The sequence below is a fragment of the Streptomyces sp. NPDC088794 genome (genome assembly GCF_044750545.1).
In the GTDB taxonomy this organism is placed as follows: Bacteria; Actinomycetota; Actinomycetes; order Streptomycetales; family Streptomycetaceae; genus Streptomyces.
The window spans coordinates 120,067-145,720 of the sequence record NZ_JBIVKB010000023.1; the positions used below are offsets into that span (position 1 = coordinate 120,067).

General features: G+C 69.3%; 20 protein-coding genes and 1 pseudogene. 13 read left to right on the forward strand and 8 right to left on the reverse strand.

The genetic code is table 11. The features are described 5' to 3' along the window. Positions 1 to 390 precede the first annotated feature (390 nt). Positions 391 to 834 carry a MarR family winged helix-turn-helix transcriptional regulator gene (locus ACIP6U_RS44030; RefSeq protein WP_401728685.1) on the reverse strand — a complete coding sequence of 148 codons (444 nt, stop codon included), beginning with the start codon at positions 832 to 834 and terminating at the stop codon, positions 391 to 393. A gap of 70 nt (positions 835 to 904) precedes the next feature. On the opposite strand from ACIP6U_RS44030, the gene ACIP6U_RS44035 reads away from it, so the two are divergent. The 3 genes from ACIP6U_RS44035 (at position 905) to ACIP6U_RS44045 (ending at position 4,347) form a co-directional block, all read left to right on the forward strand. After that, positions 905 to 1,546, forward strand: a complete 642-nt coding sequence (locus ACIP6U_RS44035; protein WP_401728687.1) for a maleylpyruvate isomerase family mycothiol-dependent enzyme — start codon at positions 905 to 907, stop codon at positions 1,544 to 1,546. A 725-nt stretch (positions 1,547 to 2,271) separates the two neighbouring features. Then, the gene (locus ACIP6U_RS44040; RefSeq protein WP_401728689.1) at positions 2,272 to 2,787 is read left to right on the forward strand and encodes a hypothetical protein; all 516 of its coding nucleotides are present in this window, start codon (positions 2,272 to 2,274) and stop codon (positions 2,785 to 2,787) included. 105 nt (positions 2,788 to 2,892) lie between these two features. After that, complete coding sequence (locus tag ACIP6U_RS44045; protein WP_401728691.1) at positions 2,893 to 4,347, forward strand: flotillin family protein; 1,455 nt, start codon at positions 2,893 to 2,895, stop codon at positions 4,345 to 4,347. Between the two features lie 176 nt (positions 4,348 to 4,523). Here ACIP6U_RS44045 and ACIP6U_RS44050 read toward each other — a convergent pair whose 3' ends face one another. From ACIP6U_RS44050 to ACIP6U_RS44060, 3 genes are all read right to left on the reverse strand, one after another. Next, the gene (locus ACIP6U_RS44050; RefSeq protein ID WP_401728692.1) at positions 4,524 to 4,961 is read right to left on the reverse strand and encodes a VOC family protein; all 438 of its coding nucleotides are present in this window, start codon (positions 4,959 to 4,961) and stop codon (positions 4,524 to 4,526) included. Between the two features lie 33 nt (positions 4,962 to 4,994). After that, positions 4,995 to 5,429: a helix-turn-helix transcriptional regulator gene (locus ACIP6U_RS44055; protein ID WP_401728694.1), complete on the reverse strand. Its 435-nt coding sequence runs from the start codon at positions 5,427 to 5,429 to the stop codon at positions 4,995 to 4,997. Between the two features lie 359 nt (positions 5,430 to 5,788). Further along, on the reverse strand, positions 5,789 to 6,847 hold the full coding sequence (locus ACIP6U_RS44060; protein WP_401728695.1) for a PucR family transcriptional regulator: 1,059 nt from the start codon (positions 6,845 to 6,847) through the stop codon (positions 5,789 to 5,791). 632 nt (positions 6,848 to 7,479) lie between these two features. Between ACIP6U_RS44060 and ACIP6U_RS44065 the strand changes: the two genes are divergently transcribed. Then, positions 7,480 to 7,944 carry a CBS domain-containing protein gene (locus ACIP6U_RS44065; RefSeq protein WP_401728697.1) on the forward strand — a complete coding sequence of 155 codons (465 nt, stop codon included), beginning with the start codon at positions 7,480 to 7,482 and terminating at the stop codon, positions 7,942 to 7,944. A 104-nt stretch (positions 7,945 to 8,048) separates the two neighbouring features. Here the strand turns inward: ACIP6U_RS44065 and ACIP6U_RS44070 are convergent, their stop codons facing one another. Beyond that, the gene (locus tag ACIP6U_RS44070) at positions 8,049 to 8,288 is read right to left on the reverse strand and encodes a hypothetical protein (RefSeq protein WP_401728699.1); all 240 of its coding nucleotides are present in this window, start codon (positions 8,286 to 8,288) and stop codon (positions 8,049 to 8,051) included. A gap of 167 nt (positions 8,289 to 8,455) precedes the next feature. Between ACIP6U_RS44070 and ACIP6U_RS44075 the strand changes: the two genes are divergently transcribed. The 7 genes from ACIP6U_RS44075 to ACIP6U_RS44105 all read left to right on the forward strand — a co-directional run bounded on the left by ACIP6U_RS44075 (position 8,456) and on the right by ACIP6U_RS44105 (position 18,464). Continuing rightward, on the forward strand, positions 8,456 to 9,709 hold the full coding sequence (locus ACIP6U_RS44075) for a cation:proton antiporter (protein WP_401728700.1): 1,254 nt from the start codon (positions 8,456 to 8,458) through the stop codon (positions 9,707 to 9,709). Next, positions 9,706 to 11,004, forward strand: a complete 1,299-nt coding sequence (locus ACIP6U_RS44080; protein WP_401728702.1) for an SLC13 family permease — start codon at positions 9,706 to 9,708, stop codon at positions 11,002 to 11,004. The genes ACIP6U_RS44075 and ACIP6U_RS44080 overlap by 4 nt, the downstream gene beginning before the upstream one ends. Positions 11,005 to 11,693: 689 nt before the next feature. Beyond that, the gene (locus tag ACIP6U_RS44085; RefSeq protein WP_401728703.1) at positions 11,694 to 13,283 is read left to right on the forward strand and encodes an NAD(P)-binding domain-containing protein; all 1,590 of its coding nucleotides are present in this window, start codon (positions 11,694 to 11,696) and stop codon (positions 13,281 to 13,283) included. Between the two features lie 5 nt (positions 13,284 to 13,288). After that, on the forward strand, positions 13,289 to 14,422 hold the full coding sequence (locus ACIP6U_RS44090) for an alpha-hydroxy acid oxidase (RefSeq protein WP_401728704.1): 1,134 nt from the start codon (positions 13,289 to 13,291) through the stop codon (positions 14,420 to 14,422). Beyond that, positions 14,419 to 15,819: a cytochrome P450 gene (locus ACIP6U_RS44095; protein WP_401728706.1), complete on the forward strand. Its 1,401-nt coding sequence runs from the start codon at positions 14,419 to 14,421 to the stop codon at positions 15,817 to 15,819. The genes ACIP6U_RS44090 and ACIP6U_RS44095 overlap by 4 nt, the downstream gene beginning before the upstream one ends. Before the next feature lie 13 nt (positions 15,820 to 15,832). Beyond that, the gene (locus ACIP6U_RS44100) at positions 15,833 to 17,110 is read left to right on the forward strand and encodes a cation:proton antiporter (RefSeq protein ID WP_401728708.1); all 1,278 of its coding nucleotides are present in this window, start codon (positions 15,833 to 15,835) and stop codon (positions 17,108 to 17,110) included. 133 nt (positions 17,111 to 17,243) lie between these two features. Then, complete coding sequence (locus tag ACIP6U_RS44105) at positions 17,244 to 18,464, forward strand: lactonase family protein (RefSeq protein WP_401728710.1); 1,221 nt, start codon at positions 17,244 to 17,246, stop codon at positions 18,462 to 18,464. Positions 18,465 to 19,077: 613 nt separating this feature from the next. Here the strand turns inward: ACIP6U_RS44105 and ACIP6U_RS44110 are convergent. After that, complete coding sequence (locus ACIP6U_RS44110; protein WP_401728743.1) at positions 19,078 to 19,236, reverse strand: hypothetical protein; 159 nt, start codon at positions 19,234 to 19,236, stop codon at positions 19,078 to 19,080. Between the two features lie 61 nt (positions 19,237 to 19,297). Here ACIP6U_RS44110 and ACIP6U_RS44115 point away from each other — a divergent pair, with 61 nt between their 5' ends. Beyond that, complete coding sequence (locus ACIP6U_RS44115; protein WP_401728741.1) at positions 19,298 to 19,954, forward strand: TerD family protein; 657 nt, start codon at positions 19,298 to 19,300, stop codon at positions 19,952 to 19,954. Positions 19,955 to 20,383: 429 nt separating this feature from the next. Here the strand turns inward: ACIP6U_RS44115 and ACIP6U_RS44120 are convergent, their stop codons facing one another. Together ACIP6U_RS44120 and kdpB are read right to left on the reverse strand one after the other, a co-directional pair. Further along, positions 20,384 to 21,196 carry an SDR family NAD(P)-dependent oxidoreductase gene (locus tag ACIP6U_RS44120; protein ID WP_401728711.1) on the reverse strand — a complete coding sequence of 271 codons (813 nt, stop codon included), beginning with the start codon at positions 21,194 to 21,196 and terminating at the stop codon, positions 20,384 to 20,386. A 342-nt stretch (positions 21,197 to 21,538) separates the two neighbouring features. Further along, positions 21,539 to 23,421: pseudogene (kdpB, locus tag ACIP6U_RS44125) on the reverse strand (potassium-transporting ATPase subunit KdpB). A gap of 637 nt (positions 23,422 to 24,058) precedes the next feature. On the opposite strand from kdpB, the gene ACIP6U_RS44130 reads away from it, so the two are divergent. After that, on the forward strand, positions 24,059 to 25,627 hold the full coding sequence (locus tag ACIP6U_RS44130) for a hypothetical protein (protein ID WP_401728713.1): 1,569 nt from the start codon (positions 24,059 to 24,061) through the stop codon (positions 25,625 to 25,627). The last annotated feature ends 27 nt before the right edge of the window (positions 25,628 to 25,654 follow it).

The window sequence follows — 25,654 nt, forward strand, 5'->3', positions numbered from 1 at the left end:
GGGCAGCGGTGACGGTGTCGAGGTCTTGACGGGGGAAGCGGGCGAGGCCCTTCCTGCCGCGCACCCAAATCATCGGGCGCCGGCCGGCTGAGGGGTTCCGTTGGGGACCGCCGAGGCGTCTCGGATCGGCTCAACCGGGTGAAGATCGCTGCACGCGAAGGCGGCCTGAAGTAGTCCCGCTTGGCCCCGCCGATGTTGTCGAGGGTGGCCGATTCAACATGCCTCCGTGGGGCTTCACGGGCTGGAGCCCCACGCACACGCCGCAGCGGGCCTTTCCGGCGGGACTGACGGCGGCCTCCAGTTCGGCGTGGTCGGTGGCGCGAGTGAGGATCTTCTCCGAGGCGATGAAGGTGACTCCGGCCTCGGCGGGGAAGTCCGGTTGTGCACGGGTCAGCGGTGCGGGTCGGCGATCTCCCGCAGCATTTCCAGGGCCTGTCTCAGCTGCCGCGTACGTGCCGGGCCCAGGTGGGCCGTCCACTGCCCCTGGATGTCGCGGACGACGGGCAGGCTCAGCTCGACGAGTTCGTGACCCAGGGCGGTGACGGTGACCAGCCGGGCCCGTGCGTCGCGCGGGTCGGGTACGCGTCGGACGTACCCGGCTCGTTCGAGCTGGTCGACGATCGAGCCGATGGTCTGTTTGCTGACCTGTGACGCCTCGGCCAGCTCGGCCAGGCGCGAGCCCTCCGGGCCGATCCGCTGGAAGACGCGTGCCTGGGTGAGGGAGATGTCGTGCCCGGCGGACTTCAGGGCGGCCATCACGGCCGACTCCATGAAGCGGTACGGGATGAACATCAGGAGTCCCAGGTTGAGCTCGTCCGGGTCGTCGTCGGTCATGTGTCCATCATTGCAGAAAGTCCGAGTCTCGTACTAATATGGTCCGAGGTTCGGACCGTTGGAGGCTGATATGGACGACTCGGACGCGTACTGGTCCGCTGTCCGCGCGACCCGGCTGCGGATTGCCGACCTGTTGGAACAACTCGCTCCGGCCGAATGGGAACAGGAGTCGCTGTGCCGGGGCTGGCGGGTGCGGGATGTCGCGGGACACCTCGCCCTGGTCCCTACCATCACCACCTGGGACATGGTCTCGGTCGCACCGCGTGCACGATTCAGCCCCGACCGGATCAACACCGTGCTGGCCCGCCGCAACGGCTCCCGCGAGCCCGCGGACCTGGTCGCCGCGATCCGCCGCCACGCCGGCACCCGGCGGACGGCGAAGGTGCTGGACACCCGCAACGCACTGTTCGACGTGATCGTCCACAGTCAGGACATCGCCCTCCCGCTCGATCGACAGCTTCCCGTCCCGGCCGAACACAGCCGTGAAGGACTGCGGAGGGTCTGGGAGATGGGCTGGCCGTTCCACGCCGAGCGCCGCTTGGACGGCTTCACCCTCCGGGCGACCGACACCGACTGGTCGGTGGGCGACGGACCGGAGATCGTCGGACCCGCCCTGGCCCTCCTGCTGCTCTCGACCGGACGCACCGCCTGTCTGGACGCGCTCCAGGGCGACGGCGTCGACCGGTTCAAGTCCCGGCACGCACACCGCTGAGCCATCCGCTCGCACGCGTCGCATGCGGAACAGAGCATCTGATGCGTCGCACGATCGGCAGGACCCTCTGCGCAGTCCTCGCCGTACTCGACCTGGCCGGCATCTCCGGCCGGTGACAACACCCCGGACCACCGCCCGCTGCCGCCATCACCGGCGCGCTGCTGGGAGCCGTCACCCTGACCGCCTGCCGGCCCGCCCACCGGGGCGACACCCGCGCCCTGCGAGTCGTCGTCGGCTTGCGTGTGATCTCGGCCCTGGCGCTATGTGCCCAACTACCGCATCGTCCGCACCAAGGCCTGCATCCGACTTGGCTGACAGCACCACGCACTTCTCCGATCGCAAAGCCACAGGCCGTCTCGTCTGCCGCGCCGGCCTCGGATTCTCATGTGGAGATGTCTCGCATGGGTCCTGTCGTCGCTGCCTGATCGCTGCCTGCGTGGCGCAGGCTACGGCTCCCGCGCTCGTGATGATTCAGCCGGTCACGGGTATCTGGTGCTTGCGGGCTGATGTCGGGGGTGGGCAACGCCGGAGTGGTCGGCGGCATCAGTTTGATGTGCCCGCGCCCCCTCCCGGAACGTGCCTGTGTCCTGCCGGTTCGGGGATGGCATGAGCGCGGCATCAAAGACGCGTAAAGATTGCCGGAACAAGGCAATGTTCCTGGCGCCCTCCACGTGTGAGCATGCGTCCACCAGCACGGTGGCGGCGAGGAGAGGTGGTGAACGCGGATGGCCTGGTTTCTTGGTCTCGGCATTGCGGGGGTCGTGCTTCTCGTCCTGTCCCTTGTCTTCGACGGTGTCCTTGAGGGGCTCTTCGAAGGCGTCGGCGCGCTGAACGGTCTGTTCGACGGGTTGCTGTCGCTTCCGGTCATCGCTGGATTCGTCTCTATGGTCGGCTTCTCCGGTGCGATCGCCATGGGCACCACCGGGGTGGGTGTGGTCGGTGCCACCGCGGTCGGGGTGCCTGCCGGGGTCGCCACGGGCTGGCTCACCTATCGCCTCAGCCGTGCGCTGCTGAGCGACCGTTCCGGCGCCGCTCGCCGCGACGATGACCTGATCGGTATCTCCGGATCGGTGGTTACCGCCATTCCGGTCGACGGCTACGGCGAGGTGCTGGTCCGCCTGGCCGGGCAGCCGGTGAAGCTCTCGGCGAAGAGTCCGGTTGCCGTGGCGCGCGGTGCCGAGGTCTGGGTGGAAGCGGCGCTGTCGCACACCGCGGTTGCCGTACGCCTGGTTGAACGCTGAGCATCCGAACTGCCTTACCTCAGGCGCCTGTTCGTAGTCACTCTTTCTGTTCCGCAAGACCCGTTTCGATCTGCCGTCCCCTGGGAGGGCTGAGGGGGAATCACCATGAGTTCAGTTGTCATCGCGGTGGTAGGAGTCGTTGTACTCCTCGTCCTGTTGGCACTGGTTGTCGTCACCCGGTACAAGGTCGCCGGCCCCAGTGAGGCGTTCATCGTCACCGGGCGGCGCGGAAAGAAGGCCACCGATCCGGAGACAGGCCGGGTCTTCACCGACAACAGTGGACAGAAGGTCGTGGTCGGCGGCGGCGTGTTCGTCGTGCCGTTCGTGCAGCAGAAGTTCTCCCTCGATCTGTCTTCGCGGCACATCCCGGTCGCGGTGCGCGGTGCCGTCACGCTGCGCGGGGTCAAGGCCCATCTCGAAGGCGTCGCCATCGTCAAGGTCGGCGGCAGCGAGGACTCCATCCGCGCCGCGGCCCAGCGGTTCTTGATGCAGCAGGACGGCATCGTCGGCTTCACTCAGGAAGTACTCTCCGGCGCGCTGCGCTCGATCGTGGGCCGGATGTCGGTGGAGGACATCATCCGCGACCGCGCCGCCTTCGCCGGGCAGGTCGCCGAGGAGGCCGAGGCCAGCCTGTCGGGGCAGGGCCTGGTCCTTGACGCCTTCCAGATCCAGGACATCACCACCGAGGGTTCGTACCTGGAGGACCTGGGCCGTCCGGAAGCAGCGCGGGCCCGTCAGGAGGCCGACATCGCCGAGGCCGTGGCCCGACGTGCTTCCGAGCAGGCGCGGTTGAAGGCCGAGGAGGAAATCGCGATCGCGCAGCGGACGTTCGCGCTCAAGCAGGCGGAGATCAAGGCTGAGACGGACCAGGCCGCCGCCCAGGCGAATGCCGCAGGGCCGCTCGCCGAGGCGGCCCGGCAGCAGGATGTGCTCAGTGAGCAGGAGAAGGTCGCGGAGCGTCAGGCGGCGTTGACGGACCGCGAGTTGGACACGAAGGTCCGCAAGCCTGCCGACGCGGCCCGCTACCAGGCTGAGCAGGAGGCCGAGGCCCGCCGCATTGCTCTGGTCAAGCAGGCCGAGGCGGACGCCCAGCGGTCCCGGCTGACCGGTGAGGGTGAGAAGGCGCACCGCGCCGCGCTCGCCGACGCCGTCCGTATCGAGGGCGAGGCGGAGGCGGCCGCGATCGGTGCGAAGGGTGCCGCCGAGGCTGAGGCCATGCGTAAGAAGGCTGATGCCTTCACTCAGTACGGCGATGCGGCCATGCTGCAGATGCTCGTCGAGGTGCTGCCGCAGGTCGTGGCCAAGGCATCCGAGCCACTGAGCGCGATCGACAAGATGACCGTGATTTCCACGGACGGCGCGAGCCAGCTCTCGCGGACCGTCGCGGACAACGTCGCCCAGGGCGTCGAACTCCTCAACTCCACCACAGGTGTCGACCTCGCGGAACTGCTGAAGAGCATCACGGCCGGCAAGGGCGGCAAGGCCGGAGTTCCGGCCTCGGCGACCACCGGGCCCGAAGGAGTCTCTGAGGCCAACGGCCGGATCGCGATCGCCGAGTAAGGAGAGGCGGCGGCGTGCACGCGGGCCCGGCCGTATCGTCGGCCGGGCCCACGGCTTGGGGGCCGTAGAACCGCGTCGGAGATCTACTCAGTACTGCTCGCCTCAGAGCGGGTCGTACTCCGGGTGCAGGCGACCTCGATGGTCACCCAGAAGGGAGCAGACTCGGCAGACTGGGGTCACTGCCGTTCCGGATCGAACTCCAATACCTGTGTGAGCCGGATGTTGTTGCCCGACGGGTCCCGGAACGATGTGTCGATCCCATAGGGCTGCACCGTCGGCGGGTCGTTGAACTCGACACCTCGGGCAGACAGTTCGTCATACGCGGCCTTGCAGTCGTCTGTCTCCAGGAACAGAGTGCCGCCCGCACCTTTGGCCACCAGATCCGACAACTGGGCAGTGCTCGCCTCGTCCAGCATCGGCTTGCTCGGTACCGGCATCAGTACCAGCGCCGGACCCTCCCCGCCGGGTGGGCCGACGCACAGCCACCGGAAGGTCCATGCCTCCATCGTCACGTCCGCTCGGACCTCCCATCCGAGTTTTCTCGTGTAGAAGTCGAGTGCCTCGTCCTGGTCGTGCACCCAGAACTGGGCGTTGGCGATCTTGATCGTTGTCACGGTTGCCCCTCGGTCGACTGGCTGGGATCGACGCTAGGCAGCCGGTGGCGCCGTGTCTTCTCGAAACGTGCGGTTCTCCGGCCGTCCGTAGGCCATCGCGACACAGCGCGGGATGCGCACATGACGTTCGGCGGGCGGGTGCGTCGCGCGGTAGGCCTGCGGGGTCGTCCCGTACATCCGGCGGAAACTGGTCGTGAACGAACCGATGCTCCGCACCCCGACGGCGACGCCGATCGAGGCCACTGTCCAGTCGGTCGCGAGCAGCAGGGTGGCGGCCCGCTCCAGGCGACGGGTCAGCAGGTACTGGTGTGGAGACTCACCGAACGCCGCCTTGAAGCAGCGGCTGAAGTGAGCCGGGGACAGCGCGGCGGCAGCGGCCATGTCAGCCACAGTGAGTGCCTCGGAGTAGCGGAAGTCCGCGAGATCCCTGGCACGGAGCAGATGACGGGCGATCGGGAGACGGGGCACGGTCCCATTGTGCGGTCCGCGTAACCGTCACCAACGGGGAACAGCCGGCCCTGCATGCGCGACCAGGCGCCGGGCTGTCCCGCCGACAGGAGTCGCTGACGGACTCCGGTGCCAGCGCCAGAGCCCTCCGACTCGGGTCCCTGCCATCGGTCGACACCTCCTCCTGCGTACCGTCGCTCCCACCCCGTTTCCCAATGTCGTCCGGTGGACGTCCTGGAGCGCTTCATGTCCGAGGCGGACGGTGTGCGAGTGGTTTGGCCGTCGCGACCAGCGCACCTCGTCCAAGGCGCAGGGCGCAGGGCGCAGGGCGCAGGGCGCAAGGCGCTGTGGGGCCGGGTGCCCTGTACCCGAATCGCCCCTCAGATCTCTTGAGCGGGCCAGTCGAGCAGTCGGGCGCCGATCACCGCGGTCTGGAGCATGTAGCGGTGGGCGGGGTCGGCCGGGTCGGCGCCGGTGAGCTTGTGGATGCGTTCCAGACGGTACGTCAGGGCGCGCACGCTCAGCGTCAGGCGGCGGGCGGCTTCGGCGGCCACGCAGCCGGAGTTGAAGTAGACGGTGAGGGTGTCGAGGAGTGGTTCGGCGCCGCCGCGGGCTGTGGTGAGCGGGCTGAGGGTGTTGAGGACGAGGTCGGCCATCGCCTGCCGGTCGCGGGTCAGGACCGGGTAGACGAGAAGGTCGGCGGCGCGCAGTACCGGTTCGTCGAGGCCGAGGCGGTCGGCGAGTTCGAGGGCGTTGAGTGCTTCCTCGTAGGACTGGACGACCCCGCCCGGGCCGGGCTGCGGACGGCCGATGGCGACGCGGCAGCCGTCGGTGGCGGCGTACGCCTGCTGGGCGAAGTGGGTGAGGATCTCGTCCTGGTGTCCGGGGGCGACGCACAGCAGGCGGCCGTCCTTGGTGGTGAGCAGGATGCTGCGGTCGCCGAAGCGGGCCGTGAGTGCGCGTTCCACCTGCCGGGGTACCTGGTCGCCTTCGTCGTAGGCGGCCGGGCTCCGGGCGACGGCGACCGCGTGGGCGTGGGAGAGCCGCAGGCCGAAGCGTTCGGCGCGCTCGGCGAGGCGGCCCAGGTCACTGCGGCCGTGGAGGAGGTCGTCGATGAACTCCCGTCGGGTGGCCTCCTCTTGTCGTACGGCGAGGCGTTGGGCGCGTTCATAGCCCTCGGCGAAGGCGCCTATGACCTGCTCCACGGTGGCGAGTGCGGTGTCGGTCGATCCGGAGGTGTGGGGCCAGGTGTGGCGAGCGGCGGCCAGATGTGCGCTGACGAGGTCGCGCAACCCGTGGCCGGCATCGGCGGCTTGTTCCCCGAGGATGCGCCGGGACTCGATCTCCTCCCGGGTGAGGCGTCGGCCGGTGGCTGCGACCGCGGTGAGGATCTGGTCGTAGCCGTCCAGGTACTGGTCGGGAATCCTTTGGTTCGTCATGGGTCCCCCGTGATGTTGATGTTCCGCTGACGGTTCCTTAGCGGCTCACCGGCATGCGAACCCTAGTGAACGCTGCCGGGAACCGGCAATGCGGGGGTGGGGTCCGGCCGTGCAGCATGGCGTGCGGGGAGCACTGCGGATGGTTCCGGCCCGGACACCGACAGACGGTGCCCGGGCCGAGGGGAGCAGTGCTCCTGGGGAGTACGAGGTGGGCGGGAGAGGGGCTGCGCCTGGCGGTGGCGGTCGGTGCTCCGCTGGTCGCGTGGCGACTGGGCCGCTGGTGCGTGCGGCGGCTGAGCCGCCTCTTCCCCGAGGAACGCGGGCCGTCCCGGCCCACTCTCCTCATGCCTAGAGATCTATGTCGTGAACCCCGCTGAGCTTGACACCTGGAATGCGGAGGAGGGGCAGGAACGGTGATGGTGTACTTCCTCGCGCCGCTTGCCGCCGCCATGGTGATCGTGGCGCTCACTACGGCCGTGCTGATACGCGGGGACCGACGGCGGATGCGGACGAGCCCGCAGGAGGTACACCGTCCGCCGCCGGTTGTATCGTGCGTGTACGGCAGATCGGCCGGTTCGGGAGACGACTGAACACGCCGGCTGTCGGTATCGAGCGTGAGACAGGAGCCGAGCGTGCGTGCACGTGACCTGGCGGTTGAGTACGAGACGGTCGGCCTCGACAGCGACGCTCTGGACGCCGCGCGGCTGATGGCCGAGCAACGGCTGCCCGCGCTGCTGGTGGTCGACGAACGAGGGGCGCCGAAGGCGATCCTGCCCGCCTCTCAGATGGTCAAGATCCTGGTGCCGGCCTACGTGGTCGAGGACCCGGCCCTCGCGGCGGTGGTCGACGAGCGTCACGCCGACCGGCTGTGCGAGGCGCTGGCGGGCCGCAGGGTGCGCGACTGTCTGTCGAAGAACACGCCACCGCCCGCCGTCGCCGCGCCGGACGACACCGCGCTGGAGGTGGCCGCGCAGATGGCGCAGGTACGCAGTCCGTTGGTGGCCGTCGTGGAGAAGGACGGGGCAGGCGTACACCTGCTCGGCGTGATCACGGCCTCGCATCTGCTGGAGCGGCTGCTCGCCGCCGCTTCCTGCTGACTTCGGGGTTCACGGGGCGTCCCCGTCCGCGTCGGCACGGATGTCGTTGAGGCGAGCCAGGCCCAGTTGGGTGAGCGTGGTCCGGGCACGGGCACTCGAGTGCGTCACGGTCGCCAGGGTGCCGTGCGGGCGTGGCGCCCGCAGTGCCCGGAAGAACGCCGCGCCCTGTCATTGCTGAGGCGGGTCACCCGGCCGAGATCGACTTCGAGGACACCGGGACGGACGTCGAAGGTCTCCCGGGCGTTCGCCGACCGGACTTCCCGGCACACCCGTTCGCCGGCCCAGGCGTACGTCCTGAGGGCGGCCACGCGGGTGGCGGTGTCCGACAAGAAGGTCGGCACCACCCGGCCCGGCTTGTTCCTTGCCGGGAACCGGCAAGACCGTGCACCTCCCGGTGCCTGGCGGCAGCCTGTTAAGGGCGCGTCAAGAACCGGTAGGGTTCCTGACGGTGTGCCGGGAAGCCTGGTCGGCGAGCAGGGGATCACTCTCTCTTCCGATCGGGGCGCTCGACATGGTGCTGGTGGCGGTGTTCGGTGTCGCGCTGCTGGTGGCGGTGCTGTTGTCGGGCCTGGCGGCCCGGACGGTGCTGTCCACGTCCTTCCTCTTCCTGGCCGGGGGCGCGCTCGTCAGCGACGGTTTCCCAGGCCTGATCCACATCACTCCCGACAGCGAGATCGTCTCCATGACGGCGGACCTCGCCCTGTTCGCGGTGCTGTTCACCGACGGCATGCAGGTCGCGTTCCCCAAGCTGCGCGCCCACTGGCGGAACCCGGCGCGCGCTCTCGGACTGGGCATGCCGCTCGCCTTCGTCTTCATGGCCCTGGTCACCCACTTCCTGGTGGGCCTGGACTGGACGACGTCGTTCCTGGTGGGCGCGGTGCTGGCGCCGACCGACCCGGTGTTCGCCTCGGCGATCGTCGGACGGGCCGAAGTCCCCGCGAAGCTACGGCAGTTGCTGAACGTGGAGAGCGGGGTCAACGACGGACTCGCCCTCCCGGTCGTCCTGGTCCTGATCGCAGCCGCCGGCCCGACCGCCGGCAGCGCCGAGGCGTCACCCGGGAAGATCGCGGTCGAGCTTCTGCTCGGCCTGGCCTTCGGCGTCGTACTGCCCGTGCTGGTCAATGTGCTGGTGCGGTTCAGGCTGCTGGGCGCGGAGCCGAAACTCCAGCCGCTGCTGCCGCTTGCGACCGGCATCATCCTGTACGCGGCCTGCCACCTCACCCACGCCAACCCCTACCTGGCGGCGTTCTCGGCGGGTGCGGTCCTCGCCCATGTCTCGCCGGAGGCGAAGGAGTCCTTCGAGCCGTTGGGTGAAGCACTCGCGGAACTGGCGAAGTTCACGGCGCTGCTCGTGTTCGGCGCGCTCCTGACCCCGAAGCTGTTCGGCGACCTGTCGCTCGGCGGCTACGCGGCGGTACTCCTGGCGATCTTCCTGATCCGTCCGGCCTCACTGCTGCTGTCCCTGCTCGGCACCGGCATCTCGCGGCGGGAGAAGCTCGTGGCGGCCTGGTTCGGCCCCAAGGGCTTCGCCTCGGTCGTCTACGGGCTGCTGGTGCTGCAGTCCGGCATCCCGCAGGCCGAGCGGGCGTTCACACTGATCGCGGTGTGCATCGCCTTCTCGATCGTCGCCCACAGCTCCACGGACGTGCCGATCGCCCGCGCATTCGACGTCGAGGATCTGGCGGGCATCCCGGACGGCCGCGACGCCGCGGACACCTCCACAGACAGGTCACCACAAGCACTCTCGACAACCGGAGGACCGTGAACGACTGGCACAGCTGGGCGTCGATCGTCGTTTTCGTGGGCGCCTACGCCCTGATCATCAGCGAGAAGATCCACCGCGTCGCCGTGGCCCTGGGCGGCGCGGGCCTGATGCTGGCGATCGGGGCGACCGACGACGTCTCGGCGTTCTACTCCGAGGACTCCGGCATCGACTGGAACGTCATCTTCCTGCTCATGGGCATGATGATGATCGTCGGCGTACTGAAGCGGACCGGCATGTTCGAGTACCTGGCGATCTGGGCCGTCAAGCGAGCCCGCGCCCAGCCGTTCCGGGTGATGGCCATGCTGGTGGTCATCACCGCGCTGGCCTCCGCGCTGCTGGACAACGTCACCACGGTTCTGCTGATCGCCCCGGTCACCCTGCTGATCTGCGAACGCCTCGCCCTGCCTGCCGCGCCCTTCCTGATCGCCGAGGTGATGGCCTCCAACATCGGCGGCACAGCCACCCTCGTCGGCGACCCGCCCAACATCATCATCGCCAGCCGGGCCGGCCTGACCTTCAACGACTTCATCGTCCACCTGGCCCCGCTCTCGGCGGTCCTGGTGCTGGTCCTCCTCCTGCTGTGCCGGGTGATGTTCCGCAAGACCTTCGTCTACGACGAGGACCGCGCCGCCGCCATCATGGCGCTGGAGGAGCGGGAGGCCATCAAGAACCCGCGCCTGCTCGTCCAGGGACTGCTCGTGCTGGCCCTGGTGGTCACCGGCTTCGTGCTGCATCCGGTGCTGCACTACGAGCCCAGCATCGTCGCCCTCCTGGGAGCGGGACTCCTCATCGCGATCTCCAGCGTCGACACGCACGACGTGCTCGCCGAGGTGGAGTGGCCCACGCTGGCCTTCTTCGCCGGGCTGTTCGTCATGATCGGCGGACTCATCGACACCGGGGTGGTCGGCGAGATGTCCCAGAAGCTGGCGGACGCGATCGGCGGCAGCGAACTGGGCGGCTCGATGACCCTCCTCGGCGGCTCGGCCGTCCTGTCCGGTGTCGTCGACAACATCCCCTACGTCGCCACCATGGCCCCCATCACCAGCGACCTCGTTCATGACATGGGCGGCGCGAGCGACCACGTCATGTGGTGGGCCCTCGCCCTCGGTGCCGACCTGGGCGGCAACGCCACCGCCATCGGGGCCTCGGCCAACGTCGTCGTGCTCGGTATCGCCGAACGCAACCGACAGCCCATCTCCTTCTGGCAGTTCACCAAGTACGGCCTGATCGTCACCGTCGTCACCGTGGCCATCTCGCTGTTTTACGTGTGGCTGCGCTACTTCGCACCGGCCTGAGCGGCGAGCCAGGACCGCGCAGAACACAACGGGGGGATTGCGCCCGCGGAGAGCAGCCACATGGCGAACGGCAGGATCGGTACCCGCCGGCCGCAGGCCCGCGACCTTTGCCGGGCCGACGATCAGCGCGGTGAGCCCGGAGACGAGGCCAGCCGATCGGTGTCCCGTGACCGAGAGGGCGAGGAACGCGACGGCCCAGGCGGCGACCGCCACGAGGTACCCGTCCGTCGAGGTTCCATTCGTACGATTGGGACACCTGTCGATTCCCTGTCATCCCTCAAGCCGCTGTTGCCCCTGCCTGCCGATCGTCACTACGGTGCTCATGCAGATTTCACAGGGAAATCCGATGGAAGGGTCTGCCATGCCCCTGCCAGAGCGCCAGGCTGCACGGTTCCCGGCTGCGACTGCTTCCCGAACTGCTCCACCTGGCCGCTGAGCAGGCCACCTCCCGGCGGTCTCGCCCCGGTTGACGCGGCTCGGACGTACGGTCCCCGCCTTTCCTGCAGCCCGGCCCCGTTCAGTTGGGCCAGTCGCTGTATCGCGCCCGCCGCCATCGCGCTTCCGCGCGCGACGTGACCTGTCAGGACTGCGCCCGGCTGTCATGAGCCGGCCCTCGACCGGTTGTTGCCGGTTCTCACCCCCCACCCAGTCTTCAGGCGTGTCCTCGCCCGGAGCAGAAAGAGGGATCCATGAATCCCACAGACAGCGAGCCTCTCGACTACCTCGTGGTCGGCGGCGGCCCCGCGGGCCTCCAGCTGGGGCAGCTGCTTCAGGCGGCCGGACACGCGTACCGGATCCTGGAAAGCGGCCGAGCGCCCGGCACCTTCTTCCGTACGTTTCCCCGCCACCGCAAGCTGATCTCCATCAACAAGGTGCACAACGGCACCGATGATCCCGAGCTGAATCTCCGGATGGACTGGAACTCCCTGCTGTCCCCGGACGACCGGATGCTGTTCACCCGCTACAGCAAGCGCTACTTCCCGCACGCCGACGACCTGGTGCGCTATCTCGCCGACTTCGCCGAGGTGTTCAAGCTGGACATCGTCTACGACACCTGGGCGGAGCGGATCCGGCGTCACGACGACGGCTTCACCGTCACCGACCAGCACGGGCAGGAGCACCACGCCCGGCGCCTGGTGATGGCCACCGGGCTCACCAGGTCCAACACCCCCGACATTCCCGGGATCGAGACCGCCGAGGACTACTCCGTCGTCTCCGTGGACCCCGAGGACTTCACCGACCGGCGCGTCCTGATCATAGGCAAGGGCAACTCCGCCCTGGAGACCGCTGACAACCTTGTCGAGACCGCCGCCGTCATCCATGTCGCCGGCCCGCACTCCGTCCGCATGGCCTGGAACAGTCACTATGTCGGCCATCTCCGCGCGGTCAACAACAACTTCCTCGACACCTACCAACTCAAGTCCCAGAACGCCCTGTTGGACGGTCAGGTGCTGTCGATCGAGAAGGACCCCGACAGCCTGTACCGGGTCCGCTTCAGCTTCTCCCGGGCCGACGAGGTCGTGAAGGAACTGCGCTACGACCGAGTGATCGTCTGCACCGGATTCCGCTTCGACGCCTCGGTGTTCGACCCGGAGTGCCGTCCCACCCTGGTCATCGACGACCGCTTCGCCGCCCTCTCCCCGGCGTACGAGTCGATGAACGTGCCCGGCCTCTACTTCGCCGGAACGCTCATGCAGCAGCGCGACTTCAAGAAGTCCACCGGTGGCTTCATCCACGGTTTCCGGTACGCCGTACGCGCCCTGAGCCACATCCTCGACGAGCGCCATCACGAACGGCCCTGGCCGCACCAGCAGTTGGAGAGCAGCCCAGCCGCTTTGGCGGACGCCGTGGTGGCCCGGGTCAACCGAAGTTCGGCGCTCTGGCAACAGTTCGGCGTGATCGGGGACTTGATCGTCACGACGCCCGGCGAACCGGCCCGCTACCACGAGGAGGTGCCGGTCGCTTACGCCCACGAAAGTCAACTCACCCGGAACAGCGACTACTTCACCATCACGCTGGAGTACGGCCCCGACCATGACAAGGTCGATCCCTTCGACATCACTGTGCGCCGCACCGCCCAGAACTCGGTCGACGACGCCTTCGACGCGGCGTACCTGCACCCGGTGATCCGTCACCACGGCGGTGGTGAACTCCTCGGCATCCACCACATGGCCGAGAACCTGGAGAACCACTGGGACCACCCGGAGGCCCACCACGCCCCGCTGGCCGAGTTCTTCGCCCGCGAGCTGGACCGTCGGTCGACTCCGGCCGGGCGGTGATCGGCGTGCAGTACACCGTCCGCGACTTCGAGGCCGCGGCGCGCGCCGAACTGAACCCCGTCTACGCCGACTTCATCGCGGGCGGGGCCCGCGACGAGATCACCGTACGGGCCAACGAGGCCGCGTTCGGACGCCTGCAACTGCTGCCCCGGGTGCTGCGGGGCAGTGCCGTACGGGAGGTGGACATCAGCCTGCTCGGCAGCCGGGCGAGCATGCCGGTCCTGCTGTCCCCGACCGCCTTCCACAAACTGGTCGATCCGGAGGGGGAGTTGGCGACGGCTCGGGCCGCGGCGGCAGCCGGGGCCATCATGATCGTGGCCATGGCGTCCACGGTGGCGGTGGGCGAGATCGCCGACGCGGCCCGCGCGGCGGGCGACGACGTGGCGCTGTGGTTCCAGCTCTACATCCAGCCCGACCTGGAGATCACCGAGGCGCTGGTGAAGCGAGCCACGGACGCCGGGTGCACCGCGCTGGTGGTGACCGTGGACTCCCCGGTGCTGGGCGCGGGCGAACGCAACCGGCGCAACGGCTTCCACGACCTGCCGCCCGGCCTGCGCTGCGAGAACCTGGTGGACCTGCGGGACGGCGAGCGCGGCCATGTACGCCAGATCGCCATGTCCCCCGAGCTGAACTGGGCGCACGTCGACTGGCTGCGCGGCATCACGTCGCTGCCCATCCTGCTCAAGGGCGTGCTGCACGCCGAGGACGCGCGGCTCGCGGTCGGGCACGGCGTTGACGGGCTGCTGCTGTCCAACCACGGAGGTCGTCAACTCGACACCGTACCGGCCACGTTGGAGTTGCTGCCGGAGATCGTTGCCGCGGTGGACGGACGCATCCCGATCGTGCTGGACGGGGGAGTCCGGCGCGGCACCGACGTGGTCAAGGCGCTGGCGCTCGGCGCGTCCGCCGTGGGCGTCGGCCGGCCCGTGATGTGGGCGCTGGCCGAGGGCGGAGAGAAGGGCGTACGGCGGCTGCTGGAGTTGCTGCGCGACGAACTCGACGACGCGCTGGCGCTGTGCGGGGCGTCCGGACTCGCCGACCTGACACCCGATCTGGTCCGCGTACCCACGTGGGGGCCCACGCCGGGCCCCGCCGTGGCTCCGGGAGCGGACACCCGGTTCGGCGGGGTGGTCGCGTGAGTCCCACCGGATGGCTGTTCATCGGCGTGGCCGCGATTCTGATGGCCGCTCTGCCGTACTGGCTGCCCAGGACCGTGATCGCGCTGCGGGTGCGGATCTTCGCCTGGGTGGGCGGCGAGGAAGGGGTCCGGGCTCCGGGCCGGGAGGTACCCGTCGAGGATTTCAAGAAGGTGTACGGGCATCCGGCGGCGAACGGCCGCAGCCGGGGAGCCGCGCTGTCCGACCTGTTCTGGTACTGGCTGTCGCCGGGCCCGGAGGTGCACCAGGAGCACCTGGAGCCCGGCCCGCGCTACGACGATGTGGCCCGGACAACACGGCAGATCCTGGCCGGGCTGTCCAGGGAGCAGTGGACTGAGCTGGTCGGCCGCTGCACCCGGCGGGTGCTCGACGAGCTCGACCCACGCTCGGCCCACGGCGTGCACGGCGTCAGACTGCGGGACCTGATGATGCCCGTCTGGGCCGAGGTCTACTACGAGGTGGTCTTCCGGGAACCCTGCCCCCGCCACGTTCGGGATCTGATCACCGGCAATGCGAACGACGTGGTGAGTGCCCTGAAATGCACCAGCCTCAGACACATGGACCGGCGGGCCCGGCTCACGGAGTACCTGCGGACCCGGTTGGCGAAGGACCGCCCGCCCGTGCCGCTGCCGTCCTCGCTCACCGCGCAGGAGCAGGCGTACTACCTGCAGGGGACGTTCTTCAACACCGCCGTGGTGCAGATGTCGGAGGCGATGGCCCATCTGCTGCTCGCCCTCGCGACCCACCGGCCGGTCCAGGACCGGCTGTCGGCCGACGAGGAGGACCCGGACTTCCTTGACCGGGTCATCAACGAGACGCTGCAGCACTTCCCGCTCTTCGGAGTGGCCCACCGGATCACGTCCGGGGAGATCCCCCGGGACGGGCGGGACCCCATCCCGGCCGGCTCCGTCCTGTTGTTCAACTACCCCGAGTACCAGGGATCCGGAGGTGATCCGTTCGACCCGGACCGCTGGTTGACGCCCGACACCAGGCCGTCCGCCTTCATCCCGTTCGGGGTGACCGCCAACCGGCCCTGCCCGGCGCGTGGTTTCGCCGTCCTCACCATGCGGGTCGCGGCCCAAGAGGTGCTGCGCGGCTACCGATTGGAGTCCTCGGTGGAACACACTCGTTCGCTGCCCAGCCGCGGCCCCTGCCTGCTCGTCCCGCGCACCGGTGCGGTGCCCCAGAGCCAGGTCCGCCGAGGGATCCGGCTCACGGCGATGCGCCTCGCCGATCGCTGGGCCGCGGTCCCACGCAGCCTCACCCAACTCGTCCTCGGCAGCTACATGGTGTGGGACGCCCGGCGCCAGGGCCTGTGCCGGAACTACTTCGCCGCCTCCTCCGGCGGCACCGCCACCTCCGTCACCGTCGGACGTTGAGAGGAGCGCGACCATGACTCCTGTCGAGCTCGCTCCCGCCTTCTTCCTGGCCGTCGTCGTCATTCTGCTGGCGTGCCGACTGGTGGTCCTGGTGGCGGGCCGCCTCGGCCAGCCACCCGTGGTCGGCGAGATGATCGCCGGGGTGATGCTGGGCCCCTCGCTGTTCGGGCTGATCGCCCCGGGGATCTCCGCCGACGTCTTCCCACCCGAGCTGAAGCCGGTGTTGTACGTGGCCGGCCAGATCGGCCTGGTGACCCTGATGTTCGCCGCCGGCTACGAGTTCAGGGCCCACGCGGGGCGCGGCCTGGCGGGCACGGCCGTCGCGGTCTCCTCGGCGGGTGTGGGGATTCCGCTGGTGCTGGGCGTGGGGTTGACCGTCGTGGCGCACGGCCATGTCGGCATCTTCGTCGACGGGGTCTCGGTCTGGGTGACGGCCGCGTTCGTCGGTGTCGCCCTGTCGATCACCGCCTTCCCGATGCTGGCCCGGATCATCACCGAACGGGGGCTGGCCGGTTCCCGGTTCGGCTCGCTCGCCCTGGCGTCCGGGGCCACCGACGACGCCGTCGCCTGGATCATGCTCGCCGGGGTGCTGAGCGTGGCCTCCGGCAAGGCGGAGCCGGTCCTCAAGGCCGTCGGCGGCTCGGTGCTGTTCGTTGCCGTGCTGTTCCTGCTGGGACGCCGCCTGCTGGCCTGGATCGTGACCCGCCAGGGTCTGGGCGCCGACACCAGGATCCTGTTCACCGTCGCCATGCTGTTCTGCGCCGCCTGGTTCACCGACATCATCGGCCTGTACTCCGTGTTCGGGGCGTTCTGCATCGGGATGGCCATGCCGCGTGGCGAGGCGGCCGAACGACTGGTGCGGACCATCCAGTCCGTGACCCAGGTGGTGTTCGTGCCGATGTTCTTCACCTACTCCGGCCTGAACACCCGTTTCGATGTTTTCGCCGATCCGTCCGTGATGGCGTTCGGGGCGGCCGCGGTCGTCCTGGCGGTGGTCGGCAAGTTCGGCGGCTGTTGGGCCGCCGCCCGGCTGCGCGGCGAACCCGCCTCGGTGGCCGTCCGGGTCGGCGCCCTCATGAATGCCCGGGGCCTCATGCAGCTGATCGCGCTCAACATAGGGCTGGCGGCCGGCATCGTCAGTGAGGAGCTGTTCGCCGCTCTCGTGCTGGTGGCTCTGGTCACAACGGTCATGACCGTTCCCCTGCTGAGTCTGCTGGATCGTCAGGACGCCAGATCGCGGCCGGCCGAGGAGGCCCACGAGGGCGAGGAGCCGGTGGCGACAATGAACTGACCGGAGGATGCGCGCAGTTGTTACGGAAGGCTGACGTGCCGGTCGAATCCCTCTCGCCCCACTCACCTCATGGACAACTCTGGTCCCGCCCTCCACCGACCGATGGTCGTGGCGAAGACACGAGGAGTTGTGTATGAGCAGGCACACCAGGCGAAGGTCTCCGTTACAGGTCAGGCTGACCGTCGTCGGAGCGGGCATCCTCGCCGCCGTGGCGGGCGTGACGGCGGTGACCGTCGCCTCGGCGCACGAAGAAGCGCGCGGGCACGGCACCGGGAGCAGGACTAGGGTCGGGGCGGACCACGCGGTCTTCGTCCAGGGCAACGAGCTCGACGGCAACACGATTCACGTCTTCAAGCGCACGCGGGACGGCAGGCTGAGCGCCGCAGGCAGCTATTCCACTGGCGGCAAGGGCGGCGACCAAGTCGACGCGCCCACCGACTCGCTCGCCTCCCAGGGTTCGCTCGTCTACGACAACCGGTCGAGGCTGCTTCTTGCGGTGAACGCGGGCAGCGGCACCGTGACATCGTTCCGGGTCGAGGGGCAGAAGCTGACGGGCCGTCGGGTGACGAGTTCGGGTGGGGACTTTCCGGCGTCGATCGCCGTCTCGGGCAGCCTCGCCTACGTCATGAACGCGGGTGGCACGGGCAGCGTCCAGGGGTTCCGCCTCACCGCGAAGGGTCTGGAACCGCTGAGTGACGCGCACCGTTCGCTCGGACTGGACAACAAGAAGGTGCCGCTGTTCAGCAGTTCACCCGGCCAGGTCGCGTTCACCCCCGGCGGCCATGAACTGGTCGTCACCACCAAGTCCGCCAACACCCTTGAAGTCTTCCCGATGACGCGCGGCGGTCGGCCCGCGCGGCAAGCAGTGGTCAACGACTCGGCCGGGGCCGTGCCGTTCGCGATCACCTTCGACAAGGCCGGCCGGATGCTGGTGGCCGAAGCCAAGGAATCAGCAGTCAGCACGTACGGCGTGCGCGCCGACGGCACCCTCAAGGTCGTCCAGAAGAGCCTGCCCAACGGCCAGAACACCCTGTGCTGGCTGGAGCGCGCCGGTGACTTCTTCTACGGCGGCAACACCGGAAACTCGACCGTCACCGGCTACCGAACGGACCATCACGGCAGGCTGGCGCTCACCAATGACGTCGGTGTCGCGGCCCCGCCGTCGGCCGAGTCCCAGGGCGTGATCGACCTGGCGGTGACCGATGACGAGAAGTTCCTGTACGTGCAGAACGCGACGTCGGGCACCGTCGACGGCTTCCGTATCGGCCGGAACGGCTCGCTTTCCAAGATCGGCACGACCACTGGACTGCCTCTCTTTGCCGAGTCCGGCATGGAGGGCATCGTCGCGGTGTAATGAAGCGGCCACCGCGGCCATGGCGCCCCGGACATCTCCTGTCCGGGGCGCCAAGCCCAGTTTGTACGGCGCTCTCGTCGTCGGGAGTCGGTCGACGCTCCGGAAGCCGTCGCGCGGGGGTTCGCCGCCGCGGCGCTGGAGATTGCGGCTCGGGAGGAGGCGCCGGCGCTGAGTCTCGACCGGAAAGCGCGTCTGGACGAGCTGAACGCCGGGCTGGATCCGCATACCGTGGCGACCCTCCGCGGCGCGTGACGGCAGCCCGGGTTCCCATGGTGGGCGGGGCTGACCGGACGGTGTGCCGTCGGCGTCGGCCGCCCAAAGGGCGGCGGCCATGTTGGCCCGGCACGTCGGCTTCGGCGGCCACCGGGTGGCCGAGGTGGCCCTGGCTGTAACCGGGGCCGCCGCGAACGTCCATCGACAAGCCGTGGGCGGAGCGCTGCTGCGTTGTGGGGTCGGCAGGTGTCTCGTACAGCGCCCTGTAGCGGGTGTTCGTCGGTCGGACTTCCGATGGCGGTTGAGGAGGGCGGCGTGCTCCGCCGACAGGCACTCCAGTTCCGCGTAAGGGCAGTCGGAGGGGAAGAGCCCGTCGCCTGTGCCGAGGACGATGGGAAGGTCAGCAGCCGATCAAGATTCTGGTCCCGGCGGATGTGGTCGAGGACCCCGCGCTCGCGGCGGTGGTCGACGAACAGCACACCGACCGGCTCTGCCAGGCCGCCCTCGACTCCCCGCGCTCCTCCAGCACGAGCAGCGCCGGCAGCTTCTGCTCTGCCATCAGCCGTGCCCCGTCCAGGGCATCGCCCTCCTTCGGTGAGAAGAGCGTCAAGGAAGCATCAATGGGCTGGTCAAAGGCCATACTTGAGGAGTGGGGGCCAGGCCGGGCCCCGAGTGGTTCCACGTGGGGGAGGCGACATCAGGTGAGCAGTGTCGGCGAGGGGCTGGGGAAGGTCGAGATACGCCTGAAATGGGACCCGAGCCCGCTGGGAGAACCGCCCCGCCACCTCGACATCGTCGCCGCGACCTACTCCGCGGACGATCTCCACGGGCGGCCGGCGTACGTCGTCCACTACGACAGCCGCTCTCCCGACGGCACGATCAACATGACCCGGCACAGTCGGACCGGCCTGGGCTTCGGGTACGTCGAGGTGATGGTGCTGGAGTTCGACCGGCTGTCGCCCGCCTACGGCCGGGTCGTGGTGGGTGTCGTCATCCACCAGGAAGGCGGACACCGGACCTTCGGTGAGATCTCCAACGCCGGAGTGCTGGTCGTCCGGCACTACACGGAGCTGCTGGCGGACGACTTCGCCGGGGTCGCCGATTCCACCGCGACCACCGTGGCCGAGTTCGTCAGAGACGGCTCGGGCCGGTGGGAGATGCGCGAAATGATCCAGGGATCCGACAGCGACCCGGTGCCCTTCACTCTGGACATGGGTAGCGTGCCTTGGCCCCGCATGCACGACGCTTCCGAGGAACGACCGGCAGAGACAGCGTGATCGCCGATCCGCTGAGATCGGCCTGACAGTTCGCCGGTTGAGGGCCGCATGGTCTTGAACGTGCAGCCGGCATGCTGCCCGCGGCCTGCTACGGATCAGGGCCAACTGCCCCTCGTCGACGGGGCTTTGATGGGGCGGCAAGCCCTTTCTGACGTCGGCCCCACCGAGGTCTTGAACGTCACGTCGACGCCGGCCATGGCCCCGTCAGCCGCACCGCACCACCCGATACATCCGGACAGAGCACCACCCCACCGCCGAGCGTGTCGGGCGAGCCCCGATCACCCTCGGCGGGTGGCGTTCCGTCAGTGCTGGCCGGCCTTGCTTCCGTGGTTGGCCTTCTTCTTGCGACGTGCCTTCTTCTTGCGACGTGCCTTCTTCTTGCGGGCCCGCTTGGACACGGACGTCAACTCTCCTTCGGACACGGGTGTTTCAGGCAGCGCTGCGGCCGACCAGCAGGTCCGCCAGCTTGTTCAGGCGCTTGACGGTGCGGTCCTCGGCCGCGGCCGAGGCCGGTTCGACGCGCGCGTCGCGGTCGTAGTACGCGCCGTTGACGATCTCGACCGCTGGGTCGCACAAACGCACCACGTTCGCCGCGCCCTCGGCGGGCGACATGCCCTCGTGCGAGTACAGGGGGAGCAGTGCCGTGTCGCAGACGCCGGGGTGCACGGAGACCGCGGTGACGCGCGGGTCGGCCGCGAAGACCGTCAGGGCGAGTTGGGACTGGGCGTAGGCGGCGAGCCGGGAATAGCGGCGAGCGCGGTTGGGGTCGGACCACTGGATGGACCCAGTGCGGTGCAGGGCGGGGGACACGTTGACGACGCGGCCGCCGGGGTCGCTGGTGAGCGCCGGCTCCAGCAGACAGGTGAGCAGGTAGTGGGCCAGGAAGTTGACCTGGAAGGCGATCTCGTTGCCGTCGGCGGTGACCGTGTGCCGCTCGGGGGCGGCCATGCCCGCGTTGTTGACGAGCACGTCCAGGTGCGGGTGTTCGGCGACGACCGTGCGGGCGAGGGTCTCGACCTCGTCGAGACGGGCGAAGTCGGCTGCGTACGTGCGGAGTTGGTCCTCGCGGATGTCTGTCGTGGCGATGAGCGCGTCGGCGGCGGCGCGGGCGTCCTCGGCGGTGCGGCCGTGCACCAGCACGGTGGCGCCGCGCTCGGCGAGCTGCCGGGCGGTCTCGTAGCCGATGCCGGAAGTGGCACCGGTGACGAGCACGGTACGTGAGGAAAGAGAGGAGTCGGACATGATCCAATCCGGGGTTGATGGCACGCGAACAGAGCCCCGACGAGGGGCGGTTGGGCGTGCGGGAGTAAACACGGGCGGGGCGCCGGACGGGAGTCACGGCGCCCCGGGGGATGCGGAACGCGTCAGTGGGACACGGACGCGGGCATTTCCGCACAGCGCGGCGCAGGACTGGACGGCCGAGCGGGACTCGGCGGCCGGTCGAAGAGGAGCCAGGCGCTGTTCACGTCATCCATGGAAGCCGTCCCGCAGGCCGCGGGCAAGCCTTTCCGTAGTTCTCTGACACGCTTCTGACGTGCGCATACGTGTCCTTGACGGCCGGGGTCGAGCGGCAGAGAGCGTGGTTCAGCCAAGGCCCGGCACCCCGGAGATCAGCAGGTCGATCAGTTTGATGCCGAGGAAGGGCAGCACCAGCCCGCCGAGGCCGTACAGGAGCAGGTTGCGGCGCAGCAGGTCGTGCGCCGACGAGGGGGTGTAGCGCACGCCGCGCAGCGCGAGCGGGATCAGTCCGACGATGATCAGGGCGTTGAAGATGATCGCCGAGGTGATCGCGGAGGCGGCCTGTGCAGGCCCATCACATTCAGTGACTTCAGGCCCGGGTAGACCGCCGCGAACAGCGCCGGGATGATCGCGAAGTACTTCGCGACGTCGTTCGTGATGGAGAACGTCGTCAAGGCACCCCGGGTGATGAGGAGTTGCTTGCCGATCTCGACGATCTCGATGAGCTTGGTCGGGTTCGAGTCGAGGTCGACCATGTTGACGGCCTCATTCGCGGCCGACGTACCCGTGTTCATCGCCACGCCGACGTCCGCCTGAGCCAGCGAGGGTGCGTCGTTCGTGCCGTCGCCGGTCATCGCGACCAGCTTGCCGCCTTCCTGCTCCTGTCTGATCAGGGCGAGTTTGTCCTCAGGGGTGGCTTCCGCCAAGTAGTCGTCCACGCCCGCCTCTTGGGCGATTGCGCGGGCGGTGAGCGGGTTGTCGCCGGTGATCATGACGGTGCGGATGCCCATGCGGCGCAGTTCCGCGAAGCGTTCGTGGATGCCGTCTTTGACGTTGGGCGGCGCCCTTGCGGATGGCGCACACTGCTCCGTAGTCCCAGCACAGGTCGACCCCGCTCATCCGGGTCTGTGCGCTGAAGGCGACCCCGCGGGCGTTCGTCAACTCGCCCTCGGCGGGGGCCCGTAGACCGTACATCTCCTTCGCTAGGACAACGGCGGAGCGGCCCTCGGGCGTCTCGTCGGCCAGGGACGACAGCTGGGCCGCACCCGCGAGTTGCCGTTCGTCGATGCCGGGCAGCGGGACGAACGCGACAGCCTCGCGGTTGCCGAGGGTTATGGTGCCGGTCTTGTCGAGCAGCAGGGTGTTCACGTCACCGGCCGCCTCGACAGCCCGGCCCGACATGGCGACCACGTTGCGCTGGACCAGGCGGTCCATGCCGGCTATGCCGATCGCGGACAGCAACGCGCCGATGGTCGTGGGAATGAGGGTGACGAGCAGGGCGACCAGGACGGTCGTCGACTGGGCGGCGTTCGCGTACTCGGCCATCGGCTGGAGGGTGACCACGACCAGCAGCAAGATGATCGTGAGCGACGCCACCAGGATGTTGAGGGCGATCTCGTTCGGGGTCTTCTGCCGGTTCGCGCCCTCGACCAGGGCGATCATCCGGTCCAGGAAGCTGTGGCCCGGGCGGGCGCTGACCCGCACCACGCTGCGGTCGGACAGGACCGTCGTACCGCCCGTGACACCGCTGCGGTCGCCGCCCGCCTCCCAGATCACGGGCGCCGACTCACCGGTGACCGCCGGCTCTCCCCCCAGTTCTCGGCTTCGCTCGAACCGGGGGGACCCCCATCCGCGGCGACGCCGTCGACGACGTCGCCGTCCGCCGGGATCATCTCGCCCGCCTCGACGAGTACGACGTCCAGCGGTTTGAGGTCGATGGCGGCGACGGACTCAGCGCGGGCGCTGCGCAGGTCGGTACCCCAACGCCAGTCGAGCAGTCGCAGCGCCACCGTGTCCGCACGCGCCCGGCGCAGCGACTCGGCCTGGGCCTTGCCACGGCCCTCGGCGACGGCTTCGGCGAGGTTGGCGAAGACGACGGTCAGCCACAGCCAGGCGCTGATCACCCAGGTGAAGACGGCCGGGTGGAGGAGCGCGGACAGGGTGGTCAGCGCGGCTCCCACGGACACCACGAAGAGGACGGGGTTCTTGACCAGGGAGCGCGGGTGCAGTTTGCGGAGGGCCTCGGGGAAGGAGCGGACGAGCTGAGCGGGTTCGAAGAGCCCGCTCCTGGCGCGGTGTCCGGTCCCTCCTCCCGGTCCGGGCCCCCGAGGCGCTGGGGGCGGGACGGCGGGGCCTGTTCGGGCGCAGCGGGATACATGGGACCTTCGGGGCTCGGCGGCGGCACGCGTCAGGGCATGCCGCCGGACTGGTCGGTGGGCGGGAATGCGACCACGGGACCGTGCGGTGCCAGGGCCCCGGCACCGCACGGTTACGCGCGGACGTCGGCGCGGGAAGACGACGGGACGCCACACGCCGGGTGCCTGCCGTTCGGTGGCACGCACCAGGCCGCCGCGGGCCGCTCCTTGGATCGGGGACTCCGGAGCGGGTGAGGCGAGGCTGTCGACGCCTCGGCCTCGGCGGCGGACCACAGGAATCTAATCGCGACCAGCTGTTGAACAACCCTGCTCAGCAAGGAATTTGCGGCTTTCATACGGGTCCGGCGTGAACGCCGTCAAGGCCCCGTCAAACAAACCTGGCCAGCCGTCAGGAGGGTGTCAACGCAGGCCGTCCATGGGCTGATCCGGTCGCAGACTGAGCGGCAACGGGGGGCGGGGTCACCGTCCTCGGCATGGCGGGGGAGGGACCGTGACCATCACGGCCGGCGCATCGCACAGACCTCAGCCGGAGGCCGGTGTGCAGTCGTCGCAGCCGGCGATCACCCCGCCGGGGGGCAGCTCCGGACCGCAGCGACAAGAGGCGTCGCGGACGGGCGGTCCGGGGCACCGCCCCGCGCAGCGGACCGTGGCCGCGTGGGCCGCTCTGCGCCGCCGCTACTGGGCCACCGTGCCCGCGCGGCTGCGCCTCCTGCGCGCGGCCACGGTCGTGCTCGCCGCGGCCCTTGCTCTGCTGCTGACACTCGCCGGACTCGCGGCCCTGGGCACCTGGAACAGCGTGGCCGACCGCGACGCGCCCCGGACCACCAGCGCCGCCGACCTCGATCTCGCCCTCAACGACATGGACGCGCAGGCCGCCAACCTCCTGCTGTCCAACGGTGACGCCGGCAAAGGACGCCTGCAGACGCCGTATAAGAAGGCTGTCGACTTCTACGGTGATGCGCGCAAGGAGATCGGCCACGATCTGCGCACGCTCGCCGTCGCCGCGCAGGGTGACAAGACCGACGAGAAGACCGTGGAGTCCCTCACCGACGACTTCGCCGAGTACCAGGAGCTGATCGGCCGAGCACTGGAGAACGACGGGCACCACGGCGGCAAAGCGTCCGCGCTTGTCGACTACCGCCGGGCCACAGATCTTCTGCAACATCAACTCGTCCCGGCAGCAAGGACGTTGGTGTCCTCCAACGACAAGGCGTTCGACGCGGAGTACAGCTCCGCCCGATCCACCCTGTCCTCCCAGCTCACCGCCGTCGGCGCGCTCGGCGCGCTGCTGTTGGCCGTGCTCGGCGCCCTGCAGTGGTACCTCGGCCGCCGCTTCGGGCGCAACCTCAACCCAGGCGTGCTGGCCGCCACCGTCTGCACTCTGCTCGCCGTGCTCCTCGGCACCCAGCTGCTCACCTCCACGGCCGACGACCTGAGAGGGGTCCGGCGCGACGCCTTCGACTCCGTCGTCGCGCTGTCCCGCGCACAGGCCATCGCCTACGACGCCAACGCCGACGAGAGCCGGTATCTCCTGGACCCCGGGCGCCGCGACCAGTACGCCGCCTCCTTCCTCACCAAGTCGCAGGAGCTGTACGGCGTCGAGGGCGCGACCCTCGCGACGTACGACGCCGAACTCGCCACCACCTGGCAGGCGTACGAGTCCGACCACCACGACCTGCGCTTCACCGGCGAGTTCCGGCGCGAGCTGGACAACATCACTTTCGCGGGGGAGCGGGCCGCGGCCGAGAAGACCGTGGAGACCTACGCGGTCTACCAACGCGACGACCGGAAGATCCGCGCGCTGCTGGCCGCGGGCAAGGAGGACCAGGCCGTCGAGTTCTGCATGGGCTGGGAACCGGGCACCTCCAACGCGCACTTCGGGGCCTGGATGACCGCGCTGGACAAAGTGACCGACATCAACCGCGCCCACTTCACGGCCTCGACCGACGCGGGCCGCTCGGCGGTCGCCGGCCTGCTCCCCTGGGCGGGCGGACTGCTGCTCGCGGCGCTGGCCCTCACGGCCCTCGGACTCCGGCCCAGGCTGGCGGAGTTCCGTTAGGACCTGTCTGCCGGATCGTCCTGGATG

Bases quoted from the DNA above. Each gene is read 5' to 3' on its own strand.
- ACIP6U_RS44030 (WP_401728685.1), bottom strand. From the start codon at position 834: ATGACCGACGACGACCCGGACGAGCTCAACCTGGGACTCCTGATGTTC.
- ACIP6U_RS44035 (WP_401728687.1), top strand. From the start codon at position 905: ATGGACGACTCGGACGCGTACTGGTCCGCTGTCCGCGCGACCCGGCTG.
- ACIP6U_RS44040 (WP_401728689.1), top strand. From the start codon at position 2,272: ATGGCCTGGTTTCTTGGTCTCGGCATTGCGGGGGTCGTGCTTCTCGTC.
- ACIP6U_RS44045 (WP_401728691.1), top strand. From the start codon at position 2,893: ATGAGTTCAGTTGTCATCGCGGTGGTAGGAGTCGTTGTACTCCTCGTC.
- ACIP6U_RS44060 (WP_401728695.1), bottom strand. From the start codon at position 6,847: ATGACGAACCAAAGGATTCCCGACCAGTACCTGGACGGCTACGACCAG.
- ACIP6U_RS44075 (WP_401728700.1), top strand. From the start codon at position 8,456: ATGGTGCTGGTGGCGGTGTTCGGTGTCGCGCTGCTGGTGGCGGTGCTG.
- ACIP6U_RS44085 (WP_401728703.1), top strand. From the start codon at position 11,694: ATGAATCCCACAGACAGCGAGCCTCTCGACTACCTCGTGGTCGGCGGC.
- ACIP6U_RS44100 (WP_401728708.1), top strand. From the start codon at position 15,833: ATGACTCCTGTCGAGCTCGCTCCCGCCTTCTTCCTGGCCGTCGTCGTC.
- ACIP6U_RS44105 (WP_401728710.1), top strand. From the start codon at position 17,244: ATGAGCAGGCACACCAGGCGAAGGTCTCCGTTACAGGTCAGGCTGACC.
- ACIP6U_RS44110 (WP_401728743.1), bottom strand. From the start codon at position 19,236: ATGGCAGAGCAGAAGCTGCCGGCGCTGCTCGTGCTGGAGGAGCGCGGG.
- ACIP6U_RS44115 (WP_401728741.1), top strand. From the start codon at position 19,298: ATGGGCTGGTCAAAGGCCATACTTGAGGAGTGGGGGCCAGGCCGGGCC.
- ACIP6U_RS44120 (WP_401728711.1), bottom strand. From the start codon at position 21,196: ATGTCCGACTCCTCTCTTTCCTCACGTACCGTGCTCGTCACCGGTGCC.